Raw genomic sequence first — 15,167 nt, forward strand, 5'->3', positions numbered from 1 at the left:
TTGTATTCTTTCCTCGTTTTTTGCTCAAGTTTTTTCTAATTTTACGTATCTCCTTACCCGTACACTTTAAAAATGAAAAAGCCTCACCGGAAATTCCAATGAGACTTACTGTCTGGAGATAGGAAAGGTAACACAACGAAAACATCCACCTGACTTAATAATTTCAGAAAAGGACACTTCGTACACCGTAAAGCCTGCATTACGTAACTCTTTATTAATTCTTTTACACTTGTCCTGGCTGATTACTGTTTTCTGACCGATTGAAAAGATATTGACACCAAGGTTAAACTGCTCTTCCTCTGTGACTTCTATGCATTTATACCTTGAACGTAATGTATCGGCCCACTCTTCAGACATTGCATCGGGATACAACAGCGCATATTCTTCGGAAAAAGGATTAAACACACAGTCTAAATGCAGATACTTGTCTTCGATTGGTACTTTCTCCACACTTCTCCCAGGAAATAAAACAGCAAGCTCTTCAATAGCAGAAGCTTCCGTTCTCCCGCTTTGTCCAACGTAGATATTATTCTTGCTTATTACCACATCTCCGCCTTCTAAGGCTCCTTTTGTAATCTCATAATATTTTATTCCATGTTCCTTCAACCAGCCTTTGAATACTTCTGTCTCTTTCTTCCGAATGTTTTGCTTCATTTTTCCTACAACCAGGATATTGTCAATCACTACTCCTAAATCCCTCGTGTAGACTTGTTCAGGCAGAGCCTCGTCTACAGCCAGTGTATGAACCTTTACCTGTTCTCTTGCAAACACCTCGATCATGTTATTATGCTGTTTAACAGCTTCTTTCTTATCAATATTTGACCCTGCATATTCTTCCTGTGTATCGTTGATGATTTCCTGAATTTCCATCGCTCTAGGAGAACATACAATGACCTCTTTTAATGTATCAAAATCTGTTTTTACCTGCGGCATACTCGCAACCTTCACTGTTTACCCCTCCTTGGTTATTTTATTATTCCTCCCTTCGTACCTTTTCACACTCTTTTTATTCTCATTATTACAGGCAGGAAATATAGGAAAAGAAATACAAGGTGAGTTCCCCTTGTATTTTTCAAAATTTTTTAATTTTTTGAGGCGGAGTAAGAGCTCTTTCGTTTGAAATTCTTTTCTTGGTGGTATAATGAAGATATGAAGAGAAAGCGGAAGCATCAAAGGATAAATTTGGATACTATAAGAAGGGAGACCGATGATATTAGACAATGAAATTGTTGAAGAGAAAGTAAAAAGTCTTAACGGATGGAAACGGGCGGATGAAAAAACCATAGAGCGAGTGTATACATTCTCGGATTTTCTTAATGGTATTCATTTTGTCAACAAAATTGCTGAACACGCCGAAACAGTAAACCACCATCCACACCTTACTATAAACCATACAGAGATCACTGTCCGATTGACCACGGTGGACGCTGGAGGAATCACCGAAAAAGATATCCGCTCAGCTTTTGAATATAATCGATTAATTTCCACAGTTCATGCATAAAATAAACAAGGTACGGAGACGCAAATTGATTTTTTGCATATAGTAGTAGTACAACAAGCTCCGACCAATTGAGGTGATAAAGATGAGCTATCAAGAGAGCAGAATGAAAAAACTTTTGGAGACCGACCGATTTCTCCATCACACGTTTGAAGAGATAAAGAGAAGCATTGGTGATGAGGATGAAGCCTTAAAAATGGTATTTGATGCTTACGTCCTGAAAGAGCCAATGATGAGGAACGCATACGTGCACTTGACGTAATGGCGAGGGTCTCCCTTAAATGGGGTGCCCTCTTTAATTTTTTGTTCTCCTGCTTGTCCTCTTCTTTCTGTTTGAAACAGGAATGTACAGGGTAAGGAAGCCTTATACACGTCTTTTTGGTTTCAATAAGGAGGAGAACATAGTGGCAGAAGACCAAAATCATCAATCTAACGACAATCCACCTAAAGAGGAAAAACGTCTGGAGAAAACAAGACGACGCCCGGAGCATGAGGAAGTAACACGTCTGGAAAAGATTGCTGATCGTCTTGATGAAGTGACGACAAAAGGGCGCTTTAAGGATATGGCTTATCACTTCACAAGTCCCAAAGAAGTAATAAAAACAAACCTGATTGCCGGGATTGCCCGCGGCGTGGGGCTTACGTTAGGGACAGCAATCTTTTTGGCTTTACTTATATTCATCCTTAACTTATTCGTTTCCGCTCCTCTTGTCGGCGAATATATAGCTGATATGTTGGATTTTATCGATGAACAAAGGGAAAATGGAGAACCTGGCGAATAAGTTATATATACCATATTTTAATTAATGTGAGCAGGAGGAATTTTTATGGATCTATTAGGCATTGGAGTATTAGTTTTTGCAATCGCGTTTTTAATTTTAGTCATCTTCCTAATTAAAGCTTTGAACTCCCTTACAAAAGTACTCGGGGGAGTTGAGGAGACCGTCGGTAAGCTTCCTGATCAAATGGATGAAATTTCAAAGCAGACTGAAGTTATCCTCCATAACAGCAATGAGACGATTCTAGACTTAAACCAGAAAATGGATGATTTAAATCCAATTTTTCATATCGTAAGAGATACCGGGGAAGCGTCACAAAGACTTTCTTCTTCGTTGGTAGACATCACTAACTCCTTTAAGAAAGACTCCACTGAGGGCTCTTCTAAGGTAAAAGAGAAAAACATGGGCGGGTTGTACGGAGCACTGGCTCTCACTTATTTCCTTGCACAGAAAAGAAAAACGTTAAAGGATGAATTCCAACAACAAGGAGCAGGCAATCCATGATGAAGGAAAGCCATATCCCTAAACAGCCCAGCCGTTTATTTTCTCTCAGTGCCGGCGCAGGTTTAGGTGCTCTTATTGGAGCAGGGCTTACCCTGCTCTTTGCCCCTGCAGACGGCAAGACTTCCAGAATGAAAGCTACTGATACAGCAGGGAAAGTCAAAAATATCCCATCTAGATTAAAATCCAGAATTGAAGAGCAAAAAAGCCAGCTGCTGGTAAGAGGCAGTGAGGTATATGGAAAGATTCATGAAGATATGTCAGTCCTAAAAAAAGAAGCAAGATTATCTTTGCGTAAAGACGAGGAACATGAGCCGGAAAATAAGGAATAAAATAAAGGCAATCCTCTTTTGAGGTCTTCAGGGTGGTAAGAATCTTTTCTTACCACCCTATATTTGTCGTACTGATCCATTGCTTCAAAACAAATGCTTAACATAAATATTCAACCACAAAAAGGTGTCTCATCCAGATCATTAATCATGTGACCTTTCGAGACACCTTTTACTTGTTGTGCTATTTATTTCTGCAAGGTCACGCTCTGAAGAATTCCCTGCATAATGCTCGTTATCAGCGATTATCAACCGTTTCTGGATTCATATCATGGTTCATGAGTCTGTACTCTGCCATTTCTTCATACTTCGTGCCAGGCTTACCATAGTTCACATAAGGATCTATTGAAATACCCCCTCTTGGGGTGAATTTCCCCCATACTTCGATATACCGTGGATCCATCAAATCCACAAGGTCGTTTAAAATAATATTCATTGCATCTTCATGGAAATCTCCGTGATTTCTAAAACTGAATAAATACAGTTTTAACGACTTGCTTTCCACCATCTTAATATCCGGGATATAGCTGATATACACAGTAGCAAAATCAGGCTGACCAGTTTTAGGACATAGAGTGGTAAACTCAGGGCAATTAAATTTTACAAAATAATCTCTTTTCGGATGATGATTATCAAAGGTTTCTAACACAGAAGGATCATAATCAAACTGATATGTTGTATTTTGGCTCCCCAGATGTGTAACCTCAGTTAAGTCAGTTTCTTTTCTCCCTGACATCATAAGTCTCCTTTCGTCTTACACTCCCTGCTTATTTCCCCATAACAAAGCGTGAAGTTGAGGCAGCACCTTCACATTATTGAAATCCTCAGATTTGGTCACTGTGTCTACCAGCCATTCATATTTAGTTAACAGCCGGTCCCTCACACTTTGATCATCTGCTTCTTTTACATCTTCATTCCCTGCTTGTAAAAAGAAAGGAACGTGGGGATATCTTTGGTGAACAGCGAGTGCATACTTTAAATCCTCTATATCAAAAATAACAATTTTAAAGCTAGCTTGTCCTTTGCCTTCTTCTTTTAACCTTTCAACATAAAAGTCAAGCTGTTGCCAGTTTGTTTTCATGTTAGAACTTGGAGGCTTGGGCGACAACGTTACTTCATCAATGTCGAGCATCCATTCCTGCCACGTGCTTCCCTGTGTTTCCACAGCCGTCTTGATTCCCTGTTGTTTAAGAGTCTGCACAAGGTGGCCGATCCCTTCATGGAGAGCCGGATTTCCTCCCGAAATCGTTACATGACTGTAACGTCCAGGTGCCAGGTCGTTTAACCGGTCCACAATTTCGTCTGTTTTCATCATGTCAGGTTTTTGGCTTCCATCCCATGTAAAAGCTGAATCACACCAGCTGCACCGGTAATCACAGCCAGATGTTCTCACAAACATTGTTTTTTGGCCAATGACCATTCCTTCTCCTTGAATGGTTGGCCCGAATATTTCTAATACAGGAACTTTCTTCATTCAGAGAAATCCTCCTCCTTCGGCCTGTATACCACGTAACTTGTCGGCGTTTCCCGAACAAAGACCTGGAGGCAGCGCGGCTTATTCAAACGCTGGTCAAGTTCCTTTTGGATTCTTTCCCAGATCACACGAGCCACTACTTCAGTCGTAGGAAATTGATTAGGATCTTCTTGAGAAGCATATTCATCATGGTCATTCAATAATGTATGATCATACCGTTTATGAACAATTTCTTTCAATAATTGAAAATTAACTAAAAATCCTGATTCATCAAGGCTGTCTCCCGCTATCGTAACGTTGATGACATACGTGTGACCATGAATATCCTGACACTTGCCTGCCTGCTCATTAGGAATAAAGTGAGCGGCAGCCATATGCATGTCCTTATTAAGTTCATATCGAAATTGATGGTTTACTTGGGGATAGGATTGGTAAAGCATAATTACTCACTCCCCTTTGCCTCTATATATTGTTGATAGCCTCTTTGACGAAGCACACATGCGGGACACTCGCCGCAGCCATCACCACGAATTCCCTCGTAGCATGTGAGTGTCTTATTCTTTACATAATCAAGTCTTCCCATTTTATCAGCAAGCTTCCATGTCTCTGCTTTATCAAGCCACATGAGAGGCGTATGGAGAACAAATTCATTGTCCATTGATAAGTTTAATGAAACGTTTAAAGACTTGATAAATATATCCCGGCAGTCCGGATAACCGCTATAATCTGTTTCACATACTCCTGTAATTACATGTTTTGCGCCCTGCTGCTTTGCAAAAATGGCGGCAAAGGACAAGAATAGCAGATTTCTTCCCTCTACAAATGTATTGGGCGGCTGGCCGTCTTTTCCTTCTTCCATCTCGATATCCGCCCGAGTAAGAGCGCTTGGTGACAGCTGGTTCAGTAATTCCATATCCAGCACATGGTGTTCAACTCCAAGCTCTTTGGCAATATCCTTTGCAACATCAATTTCATTGCTGTGACGCTGTCCATATTGAAACGTAACAGCACTTACCTCTTTAAACCGCTCTAAAGCCCAAAAAAGGCATGTAGTGCTGTCTTGGCCGCCGCTAAAGACTACTACAGCTTTATCCTCCTGGAAACTCATCGCGCTTCCTTCCTTTCTCTCTACAAGTCATGCACTTATACCTAACGCAGTCTTATTCAAAACAAGCTGCCTGAAATTTATAATGGGCCCCGCTAAAAATCAATGGTCGTGCAGTCTTAAGCTTTCAGCCCTCCCTCTCTGTGGAGCATTTCTGCATCCGTAAGAGGTTTCCTGAAAACAGGCAGCCTCAATATCCGGCAAGATTGAAAAGCAGCCAGGTGAAGCTTACAGCAAAACCACAGTGGTTTTTAAGCAGAGCCTTACAATGAAGAGATCACAATTCTCTCTTAGTCAGCATTCTTAAATATTTTTACATCATAACGTAAAAAAACACCATCGTCCATTATAGCATTCTCACGCCTAGTGTTCCTATCAATTTCTCCCCATATGTACCGCTTTTCTAACAAAAAAAGAGGCCTCCGCCTCTTTTTCAAGTTTCCCTATTCATTTGCTTCTTTATCTAAATATACCTGGCTTCCAACTGCGTTTCGCTGCCCCTGGTACTTTCCACTGTATGGATGGCCTGCTTTTTTATCCATTAACGCAAACACCAGCTGGGCTATTCTTCGGCCTGAGGTCAAACGGATAGGAAGGCGATTTGCATTGTAGAGCTCTAATGTAATTTCTCCTTCAAATCCAGGATCAACCCAGCCTGCATTTTGAATAAACAGCCCCATCCTTCCTATAGAACTTCTCCCCTCAACAAATGCTGTTAAGTGATCAGGGAGCTTTATGTACTCCGTAGTAGTTGCCAGTAAAAAAGAATTTGGAGGGATGACTACTTCTTCACTTTCAAATTCTACATACTTTGCTGGTTTGTCTAAGGCAATGGATTCAATAGAATTTTCATCTATTTTTAAGAAATGTGTTCCCAAGCGGATATCTACAGAAGCGGGCTGAATTTGATGCTCTGTCATTGGAGTAATGGCTAAGCTGCCTTCCTCCATCATTTCTCGTATCGTTTGATCTGATAAGATCATCTTTGTGTCACCTCACCATGTTCTCTATTACCGATTTGCTTTATTGTGATGTATATTTTGGCTATACAAACAAACCGTGTCACTGATCCACAACCCAATAATCATAGTCTTTGTTACAAGTATATATTTTATTGCTATCCTTTCCAAGAAGAAGAACAAAGCCTCAGCTCAAAAAAAACGCTGCCCCGTGTTAGGGGCGGCGCTTCTAATTAGTATCAAAATCTAGCTCTAATTCATAGCCCTGCTCAGATATTACTTTTCCGTGTTTGTAATTTTCCATGAGGTCGTAATAGCTTTCAGTCAGTACTAAAAATCTAGATTCATCTCTTTCATCCAATGCCTCATCAATCATGCGCTGCAACCGCTCTTTATTAAAGTTAAAGACGGCGTATTCCATCATCATTTTTGCGTACAGTGATTGAAGGACCTGTCTAGTCGGACGTCTGCCATGCTTCATGGACTTTACTTTTTTCATAAAGTGCTGTTCATGTGTTGGATGTAGCATGTTCGTCGAACCCCCTATCTGAACCGAAATATAGTTTCGTTTCCCTATGAATTGGCGGGTGACGCGCGGATGTAGAGGCTCGGATGTTTTTTTAATTGTTAATTAAAAGATACCCGCCTGACGCTTGCCTTAAACTCTTTCATTTGGTCTTCAGGAATAATTACTTAAGCCTCTGGGCTGTTTTTTCATAGATGTAAAATTGTTGTTGTTTATAAAATTATTTCCAATGGGCCTTACTTATACCTGTTCTCTTTACTTTTTTCTAAAAAATTACATGCATAACGGGTGTTGCCATTCCTGAAGTACGTAATTACTTCTCTTTCCAGCTGAATTTTTCCTCTCCTTACCCTGAATATATTCTGGAATTATGAACTTGTTTTGTGTCTACCCTTCTCCTTTCGTTTCAAAACGACTTGTATCTATATACCTGATGCTTGTTTACCTGTAATAGCCTTCTGCGGCTGCTTGTACGGCTATCATTAATGCTTTTTTTTGATAAGTAAATGTCATGGAAGGAAGATGAGGGCGGGCCAAGGTCATCTCCGGGGTGGCAGGGAAGTGGATAAACCCTGCTTTGGCCGTTATTTCTTTTTCTCTAAGAAAATAAAGAACCTGGTATAAAGTGGTATTACAAATATATGTACCTGCTGTATTTGAAATCTCAGCCGGTATTCCGTTTTGCTGAAGAGCCTCCAACATCTTCCGAAGGGGGAGAGTTGAAAATAAACCGTCCGGACCGTTCATTTGAATAGGTTTGTCCACTGGCTTTTCTCCCGTGTTGTCCCCTTTTTCACCTTCTCCCTTTGTGTCTTGAATATTGATCCCTATCCTCTCAAGACTGATAGCACTTCTGCCATAAGCGAGCCCGCAGGAAATGATAATATCAGGTTTTTCTTTCTCTATTGCCTCAAGCAGTGATTGGGCGCACGTTTCATATATGACAGGCAGCTGTATGCTTTTAAACTCTATATTGGCCCACGGCTGCTGTTCTTCCAGCTCTTTAACCAGCTGCACTGTTGGATTGACTTCCAAGCCTCCAAAAGGCTCAAACCCTGAACATAAAACTTTTATTTTCATTTTATTTCTCCCTTTCTTAATTTCTAGTTTTTTTCGTTTCAATGTTTTTAATTCTTATAGGAAGGAAATACACTCTGCAGAAAGCACTATAGGAGCAATTTCCTATATTTAGCAATTATTTATGCCAGAAGGAGGTTTTTACTATGGAAAGCCACGTAAAAAAAGGAGGCCGTCACGAGTTTACCCAGACGGGACGTCCTGCCGTCCGAGGAACACAGGGAGCTGTGACCTCTCCCCATTATCTTGCCACTCAGGCAGGAAAATCAATTCTTCAGCAAGGAGGACATGCGGTAGATGCTGCGATCAGTATGAATGCAGTCTTATGTGTAGTCCTCCCTCATATGGCAGGTCTAGGCGGAGATTTATTTTCCATCATTTCAGACAGGAAAGAATCAAATATTCAAGCTATCAATGGCAGCGGCAGATCAGGCCGGAAGGCTGCTATTGGTTTTTACAAAGAAAAAGGTTATGACGAAATCCCCGACCGAGGCCCTCTGTCCTCTAATACGGTCCCTGGTACTGTAAAGGCGTGGGAAGACCTTCACCAGCAATATGGACGAATAAAATGGAAGGATTTGTTTACTGATGCCATTCATTATGCCCAAAATGGGTTTCCTCTCTCTTCTAAGGTAGCTCAGTTTATCTTTGATAAACAGGAGGTGCTGAGTCAGCATCCCAAAACAGCTGACATCTTTCTTCCTGACGGGAAGCCTGTCGCTGAAGGAGCGGTTTTCAAACAGCCTGATCTTGCACAATCGCTTGCTTTGATTGCGGAAAAAGGAGCAGAAGTTTTCTACCAGGGAGATCTCGCGGAAAAGATTGTTCAAAGTCTTCAAGAAGAAGGCGGAGTCCTTACACTTGAGGATTTCTCCAATCACGAGTCTACCTGGGAAAAACCAGCCTCGACGTCGTATGGTTCTTATGAAATCCATGAGCTTCACCCTAATACTCAAGGTCTGGCTACATTAATGATGTTAAACGTGTTAAAGAAATTTGACCTTCCCTCCATTGGGGATCACACTCCGGACTATTATCACCTCATGGCAGAAGCCGCCAAGCTGTCTTTTCATTATCGAGACGAATGGGTAACAGATCCTGAATTCTTGTCAATTCCTGTTAAAAAGCTGCTTTCTGAAGAGCATACCGATAAAATCTTTGAAAAACTTGATTGGAGAAAAGCTTACCCATTAGACAAGCTTCCGGAAATGCCAAAGGTGAGTACAAGCAAGGATACAACATTCATGGCAGCTGTTGACAGCGAAGGAAATGCCTGCTCATTGATTCAAAGTATTTACCATGAGTTTGGTTCAGGATTCGTTCCTGAAGATACAGGGATTCTTTTACAAAACCGCGGTTCCTTCTTTGAGCTTGATGCTGAGCATCCAAATGCATTAGAGCCTGAAAAAAGAACCTTTCATACTATTATACCAGCGATGGCTACTAAAGAAGGCAAGCCCTTTATGCTGTTTGGAACCATGGGAGGAGAAGGACAGCCACAGACCCAGGCCGCTTTGTTCACCCGCGTAGTGGAGTTTGGTTATGACATCCAACAGGCTATCGAAGCACCTCGGTGGCTTTACGGCCGCACATGGGGTGAGGACAGCTCCTCTTTAAAGCTAGAAAGCAGAATACCAGATTCGATAGCGGGGGAACTTGCAAACCGCGGCCACGAAATTGAAAAAGCTGAGAGCTTTTCTCAGCAAATGGGACATGCTCAAGGCATTGTGATCGATGAGAAAACCGGAGTCTATAGTGCCGGGGCTGATCCTAGAGGAGACGGGATTGCTTTATCCTGGTAATATTCTAATCTTACATTGGAGGTTTGCATCATGGAAGAACTACCGGTAGATTTTCTGCACTGGGGCGTAGCTGTACTGCCCCTGGTGCTTCTCTTAATCATGCTTGTTGTGCTGAAGTGGTCCGGACAGTTAGCCGGCGGGGTTGCTCTGGCTGTTGCTGCCGCTTCAGCCTTTCTATTATACGAGGCCCCGCTCGATAACGTGGCTGTAGGTGTCGGTCAGGGGCTGTGGGATGCTTTCTTTATTCTTCTTGTCGTCTGGCCTGCCCTTCTTCTTTATCAAACGACAAAAGAAGCAGGAGCCTTTACTGCCATACGAGAAGGAATCCAGGAACATAGCCGTAATTATTTGTTTCTCATCCTCGCTTTTGGCTGGGTGTTTGCCTCTTTTCTTCAGGGAATAGCAGGCTTTGGAGCTCCGATTGCTGTTGTTGCGCCTCTTCTGATCGGTTTAGGCGTGAAACCTGTCACAGCCGTTGTTATTCCACTTATCGGTCATGCCTGGGCCAATATGTTTGGCACGTTAGCCGTAGGGTGGATTGCAACCATTAACGTTATTGAGCTTCAGGAACAAAGTCTTACACTCTTATACACAGGTATACTATTATGGATTCCTAATATTATTGCCGGCTTTATGATCTGCTGGCTGTTTGCGAAATGGAAAGGTGTAAAAGAAGGCTTCTGGGTCGTTATTATCATTTCTGCCATCCATGGCGGCGGCCAGGTTGCCTTGACTCAGATTAACCCGACTTTAAGCAACTTTGTTCCAGCTGCCGTAGCCCTGGGTGTGTTATTTCTAATGGCTAGAAGAGACAAGTACAAGGAAAAAACAGATCTCGAAGATGAATCTGACATTCTCGAAGAAAGTGATTCCGATGACGACGAGCCAAAAGCTGACATGGGACTGCACAAAGCCTTTATGCCCTACTACGTCTTAACAGGGCTTTCCATTCTTATGCTTGGCATCCCGTTTATCCATGATTTTCTTGATCAGTTTGAATTCGGCCCTCCTTTCCCAGCTGTTGAAACAGGGTATGGATTTGAACAGGAAGCTGAAGAAGCCTATTCGCCGATCGCTCCTCTGACTCATCCAGGAATGTACTTATTCATTTCCGTCATTTTTGGTTACTTCTGGTATAAAAAATCAGGAAAATATAACAACAAGGCAGGCAAAGATATTCTCACCGGGTTTAAGGACAATGCTGTCGGCGCATCACTTGCCATTTCTGCCTTTTTAACGATGACTCAGGTTCTTGAAAACTCCGGGCAGACAACAGTTCTCGCCTTAGGTATTGCTGAAGTCTCCCCTCCTGCTGTTTATGTTGCTTTAGCAAGTTTAATTGGGGTTATAGGATCGTTTATGACATCCTCCAATACTTCGTCCAATATCTTGTTTTCACCGCTTCACGGCTCAGTTTCCCAAACAATGGATGAGCTCAGGCTTTCTCATCTCATTGCAGCTCAGTCTGCCGGCGGGGCTATCGGTAACTCTATTTCACCGGCAAACGTTATCCTGGGGACGAGCACAGCAGGGCTCAAAGGAAAAGACGCGGAAGTATTTAAGCCTACTCTTCTCTTTTCCCTTATTTCTGTCTTCTTTGTAGCCTTGCTTTCTGTTGTGTTTCACTTTGTCTTTCCTGGATAAACGATGCATTGGAACAAAATCATCTCGTATATGACATGGCTCTCACCTAAACAGAGTGAGGGCCTTTTTTTACCTGGTTTTTGACCTACTTACTTATCCTTTCTTCCTCCAATATTTTCCCCTCTTAAATTTTTTCTTGTATAAAAATCTTCACATCGCTATAATAATAAACAAACATACGTTCGTATAATGGGAAAAGGAGTGAGAGTCATGCACGTGAAAGAGGAAGAACATATTATGCTTCACTATAGCATTCTCCTGCCTCTTGTAAAAAAAGTGCTTGAGAGGGATCTGCAATTAATTGAAAAAGGTCCCTTTAAGCTGAAGGATCCTTATTATCTCTTGATTAATGAATCTCTTCGCTCCCTTCATGAGGATGCACGAAAAGTGAAATCATTTATGCACCAGCGGAAAATGAAAGCTTTTTTTGTAGAGAATGATGGAATGTTTTCCCGTTATACGTACACTTGCCGTGGCTACGAAGGATCAATCAGCTACTTAAACGCCAATTTAAAAAGGCAGGCACGCCATTCGATGGATGCTTATTTCAAAGGAAAATCCCCATTAGAGCAAGAGTCTGTCCTTCATAGCTGACCTTTCCTGAGGAATGACAGCATTACTGAAAAAGGATCCCCTCCAGTCTTAAATTGACAAACCATTGTTTTCCACTTATCGTATCTAGTGGCAGTATTTATTTGACTGTAAGAGCTAGAAGCATGTGACTGGGCCGCACCGTCCCGGACCTGTGCTGCGAGGATGTTTTAAGAAAGAGGGGAACATGGTGAAAAAGCAATTTGCCGTCATAGGATTAGGACGTTTTGGCGTAAGTGTCTGCAGAGAATTATATAAGCTCGGGCATGATGTACTGGCAATCGATGTGGTTGAAGACAAAGTCAGTGAGATGGTTAATTATTCTACCCACAGCGCAGTAGCAGATGGAACTGATGAGAAATCACTTCGAAGCTTAGGTGTGGGAAATTTTGACCATGTGATCGTAGCCATCGGCGATAACCTTCAAGCCAGCATTTTATGCACCCTGCTCTTAAAGGATATGGATATAAAGCAAGTGTGGGTCAAAGCCCAGAACTACAATCACCACAAAGTATTAGAAAAAATAGGCGCTGATAAGATCATCCATCCCGAACATGACATGGGAAACCGCATAGCCCAGCACCTTATTTCTGATAAGGTTATTGATTCTATCGAACTATCTGAAGAATATGCCATTGTGGAGATAGGCGTTTCTAATTCTATACACAACCGCTCGCTTATTGATTTAGATATCCGAGCCAAATATGGCGTTACTGTTTTAGCAATTAGAAGAGGAAAAGATATTAATATTTCCCCGCTTGCTCATGACAAAATCTATAAAGATGATATTTTAATTGTAATTGGGCACAAAAATGATTTAAAACGTTTTGAAGCAGTTACGTAAGTTCCGTTTGTACTTAATTAAGATAGGGAATACTACAGCCATAATAAAAGAGTAAGTGAACGGTGGTAACACTTATCAAACGAGGCTGTACTATTCCCTTTTTCTTTCCCTTTTTCAAACAATCTGTCCTTTTCCCATTCAGCTCTCTGGGTACATTGAATAATAATGCCCTGTTACCTACATCTTAATTATTGGAGGGAGATTATGAGTGAAGAAAAGTATACTTATGAAACAAAAAAGCCGGACATCGTCTTTACAGTGTCGGCTATTTTAGTGGCGGCATTTGTTGCCTGGGGGTTTATCAGTCCTTCCCATTTAGAAGCAACAGCCACGGCCGCCCTTAACTTTACAATCGAAACCTTTGGCTGGTTTTATATGATTGTTGCTGCTTTTTTTGTGGCCTTTGTTATTTTCTTAGCCGTCAGTCCTTTTGGAAAGCTGCGGCTCGGTAAACCAGAAGACAGGCCCGAGTATAAATTCTATACGTGGCTTGGAATGCTGTTTTCAGCAGGTATTGGCGTGGGGTTTATCTTTTGGGGGGTTGCTGAACCAGTACTTTATTATGTAGATACTCCTCTTGGCCAGGACGTAGAAACCGAAGCACAGGCAGCCCAACTGGGGCTTCGATACGGAGTCTACCACTGGGCGTTTCATCCATGGGCCATTTTCTCTCTTGTTGCTCTAGCTTTAGGCTACGTGCAGTTTCGAAAAGACCAGCCGGCCCTTATCAGTTCAGCCTTTTACCCATTAGTAGGAAACAGAGCTTACGGAGCCTTTGGAAAAGGCATCGATATCTTTGCTGTTCTTGCAACCTCTACAGGAGTTGCTACCACGTTCGGTCTTAGTGCCATGCAAATCAGCGGAGGGCTCTCCTATTTAACAAACATCCCAAACAACGTTATCACCCAAATGATTATTATTGGGATCGTAGCTTTTTTGTTTATGTTCTCAGCAGCAACCGGCGTAAACAAGGGCATTCGTTACTTAAGCGTTATCAACCTGACAATCGGAGCGATCCTGCTCCTGTTTATGATTGCCGTAGGGCCAACCGTTTATATTTTTGAAAATATTACCACTACTCTTGGCGGCTATATTGCTAACCTTGTCCCTATGAGTTTAACGCTGACACCTTTTACTGACAGTGTGTGGCTGGGATCCTTTACAATTTTCTATTGGGCCTGGCATATTGCCTGGGCACCATTCATGGGGCTGTTCATCGCCCGTATTTCAAGAGGACGAACAATCAGAGAATTTGTAGCTGGCGTCTTAATTGTTCCATCTCTTCTGGCTGTCGTTTGGTTTACAGCCTTTGGCGGCTCGGCTCTATATCAGGAGATCTTTCATGATGCAGGCATTGCCGCGATTGTCATGGATACTGTAGAGCTTGCTCTCTTTGCCACTCTGGCTGAATTTCCCCTTGGCGGCATTATGAGTGCGCTGGCGGTTATCCTCATTGTTATTTTCTTTATCACATCTGCCGATTCAGCCTCCTATACGCTGGGAGCCATGACGTCACAGGGAAGCTTAAATCCTACCTTGTATGTAAAGCTGGCATGGGGCTTCTTAATTGCCGGGACAGCAGCGGTCCTGCTTCTTTCCGGCGGCCTTGAGGGACTCCAAACCGCATCTATTGTGGCTGCCCTGCCATTTTCATTAATCATGCTTGTTATGGTTGTCTCTATGATGAAAATGTTTATCCAGGACCTAAAGAAAGAAAAGAACCAGGCTCGAGAACGTGAACGAAGACGATTGAAAGAAGAAATTCTTACGGAGCTTGAGGAAGAAATAGAGGACTTCAACCGTGATACATCGTCTTCACCAGCAGAGCAAAAGAAAAAACCTGGAAAAAAATTAATAAACAGAAAGAACAATCCAGAAGATAAAGAAAAGTAATAAGAAAAGGGGCTGGGACAAAACTGTCTCTAAAAAGGAATAAAAGGTGTCAGTTATCGGTTTTCGATAGCTGGCACCTTTTTGTTGATCAGAAATGGGTTGATGGCTATAGCAAAAGCCCTCACCGACGGCGAAGGCCTTCTTA

Annotated in this window: 18 protein-coding genes; 10 read left to right on the forward strand and 8 right to left on the reverse strand. The window is 42.1% G+C overall.

Annotation, left to right across the window (positions count from 1 at the left end; genetic code table 11):
• Positions 1-105 precede the first annotated feature (105 nt).
• Positions 106-948, reverse strand: a complete 843-nt coding sequence (locus ACFPU1_RS07160; RefSeq protein WP_385939766.1) for a dimethylarginine dimethylaminohydrolase family protein — start codon at positions 946-948, stop codon at positions 106-108.
• A gap of 259 nt (positions 949-1,207) precedes the next feature.
• Between ACFPU1_RS07160 and ACFPU1_RS07165 the strand changes: the two genes are divergently transcribed.
• From ACFPU1_RS07165 to ACFPU1_RS07185, 5 genes are all read left to right on the forward strand, one after another.
• Complete coding sequence (locus ACFPU1_RS07165; RefSeq protein ID WP_054634974.1) at positions 1,208-1,501, forward strand: 4a-hydroxytetrahydrobiopterin dehydratase; 294 nt, start codon at positions 1,208-1,210, stop codon at positions 1,499-1,501.
• Positions 1,502-1,583: 82 nt separating this feature from the next.
• The gene (locus tag ACFPU1_RS07170; RefSeq protein ID WP_157049690.1) at positions 1,584-1,760 is read left to right on the forward strand and encodes a hypothetical protein; all 177 of its coding nucleotides are present in this window, start codon (positions 1,584-1,586) and stop codon (positions 1,758-1,760) included.
• Positions 1,761-1,902: 142 nt separating this feature from the next.
• Positions 1,903-2,280, forward strand: coding sequence for a DUF5665 domain-containing protein (locus ACFPU1_RS07175; protein ID WP_385939769.1), 378 nt, complete (start codon positions 1,903-1,905; stop codon positions 2,278-2,280).
• Between the two features lie 45 nt (positions 2,281-2,325).
• A complete protein-coding gene (locus tag ACFPU1_RS07180) occupies positions 2,326-2,781 on the forward strand; it encodes a DUF948 domain-containing protein (RefSeq protein WP_054634976.1) in 456 nt (151 codons plus the stop codon).
• Positions 2,778-3,110, forward strand: coding sequence for a YtxH domain-containing protein (locus tag ACFPU1_RS07185; protein ID WP_054634977.1), 333 nt, complete (start codon positions 2,778-2,780; stop codon positions 3,108-3,110). Before ACFPU1_RS07180 ends, ACFPU1_RS07185 begins: the two co-directional genes overlap by 4 nt.
• Before the next feature lie 235 nt (positions 3,111-3,345).
• Here ACFPU1_RS07185 and queF read toward each other — a convergent pair whose 3' ends face one another.
• From queF to ACFPU1_RS07220, 7 genes are all read right to left on the reverse strand, one after another.
• Positions 3,346-3,843, reverse strand: a complete 498-nt coding sequence (queF, locus tag ACFPU1_RS07190; protein ID WP_385939772.1) for a preQ(1) synthase — start codon at positions 3,841-3,843, stop codon at positions 3,346-3,348.
• A gap of 18 nt (positions 3,844-3,861) precedes the next feature.
• A complete protein-coding gene (queE, locus tag ACFPU1_RS07195; protein WP_385939774.1) occupies positions 3,862-4,581 on the reverse strand; it encodes a 7-carboxy-7-deazaguanine synthase QueE in 720 nt (239 codons plus the stop codon).
• Complete coding sequence (gene queD / locus ACFPU1_RS07200) at positions 4,578-5,021, reverse strand: 6-carboxytetrahydropterin synthase QueD (RefSeq protein ID WP_054634979.1); 444 nt, start codon at positions 5,019-5,021, stop codon at positions 4,578-4,580. Before queD ends, queE begins: the two co-directional genes overlap by 4 nt.
• 2 nt (positions 5,022-5,023) lie before the next feature.
• Positions 5,024-5,689: a 7-cyano-7-deazaguanine synthase QueC gene (gene queC / locus ACFPU1_RS07205; RefSeq protein WP_385939776.1), complete on the reverse strand. Its 666-nt coding sequence runs from the start codon at positions 5,687-5,689 to the stop codon at positions 5,024-5,026.
• 440 nt (positions 5,690-6,129) lie between these two features.
• Positions 6,130-6,669, reverse strand: coding sequence for a dCTP deaminase (dcd, locus tag ACFPU1_RS07210; protein WP_385939778.1), 540 nt, complete (start codon positions 6,667-6,669; stop codon positions 6,130-6,132).
• A gap of 205 nt (positions 6,670-6,874) precedes the next feature.
• Entirely contained in the window at positions 6,875-7,174 is a 300-nt protein-coding gene (locus ACFPU1_RS07215) for an IDEAL domain-containing protein (RefSeq protein ID WP_054634981.1), read from the reverse strand.
• Positions 7,175-7,612: 438 nt separating this feature from the next.
• Positions 7,613-8,251, reverse strand: a complete 639-nt coding sequence (locus ACFPU1_RS07220) for a pyroglutamyl-peptidase I (RefSeq protein ID WP_385939780.1) — start codon at positions 8,249-8,251, stop codon at positions 7,613-7,615.
• Between the two features lie 143 nt (positions 8,252-8,394).
• On the opposite strand from ACFPU1_RS07220, the gene ggt reads away from it, so the two are divergent.
• The 5 genes from ggt to ACFPU1_RS07245 all read left to right on the forward strand — a co-directional run bounded on the left by ggt (position 8,395) and on the right by ACFPU1_RS07245 (position 15,022).
• Positions 8,395-10,050, forward strand: coding sequence for a gamma-glutamyltransferase (gene ggt / locus ACFPU1_RS07225; protein WP_385939782.1), 1,656 nt, complete (start codon positions 8,395-8,397; stop codon positions 10,048-10,050).
• 30 nt (positions 10,051-10,080) lie between these two features.
• On the forward strand, positions 10,081-11,694 hold the full coding sequence (locus ACFPU1_RS07230) for an L-lactate permease (protein WP_385939784.1): 1,614 nt from the start codon (positions 10,081-10,083) through the stop codon (positions 11,692-11,694).
• Between the two features lie 210 nt (positions 11,695-11,904).
• Complete coding sequence (locus ACFPU1_RS07235) at positions 11,905-12,288, forward strand: YhjD family protein (protein WP_157843025.1); 384 nt, start codon at positions 11,905-11,907, stop codon at positions 12,286-12,288.
• Positions 12,289-12,472: 184 nt separating this feature from the next.
• Positions 12,473-13,129 carry a potassium channel family protein gene (locus tag ACFPU1_RS07240; protein ID WP_385939786.1) on the forward strand — a complete coding sequence of 219 codons (657 nt, stop codon included), beginning with the start codon at positions 12,473-12,475 and terminating at the stop codon, positions 13,127-13,129.
• Between the two features lie 204 nt (positions 13,130-13,333).
• Positions 13,334-15,022: a BCCT family transporter gene (locus tag ACFPU1_RS07245; RefSeq protein WP_385939788.1), complete on the forward strand. Its 1,689-nt coding sequence runs from the start codon at positions 13,334-13,336 to the stop codon at positions 15,020-15,022.
• Positions 15,023-15,167 lie beyond the last annotated feature (145 nt).

This window comes from Thalassorhabdus alkalitolerans, assembly GCF_042656525.1.
Lineage (GTDB): Bacteria > Bacillota > Bacilli > Bacillales > Marinococcaceae > Thalassorhabdus > Thalassorhabdus alkalitolerans.

Excerpts from the sequence above, each read along its gene's own strand:
- ACFPU1_RS07245 (WP_385939788.1), top strand. The coding sequence starts at position 13,334 with ATGAGTGAAGAAAAGTATACTTATGAAACAAAAAAGCCGGACATCGTC.
- ACFPU1_RS07170 (WP_157049690.1), top strand. The coding sequence starts at position 1,584 with ATGAGCTATCAAGAGAGCAGAATGAAAAAACTTTTGGAGACCGACCGA.
- ggt (WP_385939782.1), top strand. The coding sequence starts at position 8,395 with ATGGAAAGCCACGTAAAAAAAGGAGGCCGTCACGAGTTTACCCAGACG.
- queC (WP_385939776.1), bottom strand. The coding sequence starts at position 5,689 with ATGAGTTTCCAGGAGGATAAAGCTGTAGTAGTCTTTAGCGGCGGCCAA.
- ACFPU1_RS07230 (WP_385939784.1), top strand. The coding sequence starts at position 10,081 with ATGGAAGAACTACCGGTAGATTTTCTGCACTGGGGCGTAGCTGTACTG.
- dcd (WP_385939778.1), bottom strand. The coding sequence starts at position 6,669 with ATGATCTTATCAGATCAAACGATACGAGAAATGATGGAGGAAGGCAGC.
- ACFPU1_RS07235 (WP_157843025.1), top strand. The coding sequence starts at position 11,905 with ATGCACGTGAAAGAGGAAGAACATATTATGCTTCACTATAGCATTCTC.
- ACFPU1_RS07185 (WP_054634977.1), top strand. The coding sequence starts at position 2,778 with ATGATGAAGGAAAGCCATATCCCTAAACAGCCCAGCCGTTTATTTTCT.
- queD (WP_054634979.1), bottom strand. The coding sequence starts at position 5,021 with ATGCTTTACCAATCCTATCCCCAAGTAAACCATCAATTTCGATATGAA.
- ACFPU1_RS07215 (WP_054634981.1), bottom strand. The coding sequence starts at position 7,174 with ATGCTACATCCAACACATGAACAGCACTTTATGAAAAAAGTAAAGTCC.
- ACFPU1_RS07165 (WP_054634974.1), top strand. The coding sequence starts at position 1,208 with ATGATATTAGACAATGAAATTGTTGAAGAGAAAGTAAAAAGTCTTAAC.
- ACFPU1_RS07220 (WP_385939780.1), bottom strand. The coding sequence starts at position 8,251 with ATGAAAATAAAAGTTTTATGTTCAGGGTTTGAGCCTTTTGGAGGCTTG.
- queF (WP_385939772.1), bottom strand. The coding sequence starts at position 3,843 with ATGTCAGGGAGAAAAGAAACTGACTTAACTGAGGTTACACATCTGGGG.
- ACFPU1_RS07240 (WP_385939786.1), top strand. The coding sequence starts at position 12,473 with ATGGTGAAAAAGCAATTTGCCGTCATAGGATTAGGACGTTTTGGCGTA.
- queE (WP_385939774.1), bottom strand. The coding sequence starts at position 4,581 with ATGAAGAAAGTTCCTGTATTAGAAATATTCGGGCCAACCATTCAAGGA.
- ACFPU1_RS07180 (WP_054634976.1), top strand. The coding sequence starts at position 2,326 with ATGGATCTATTAGGCATTGGAGTATTAGTTTTTGCAATCGCGTTTTTA.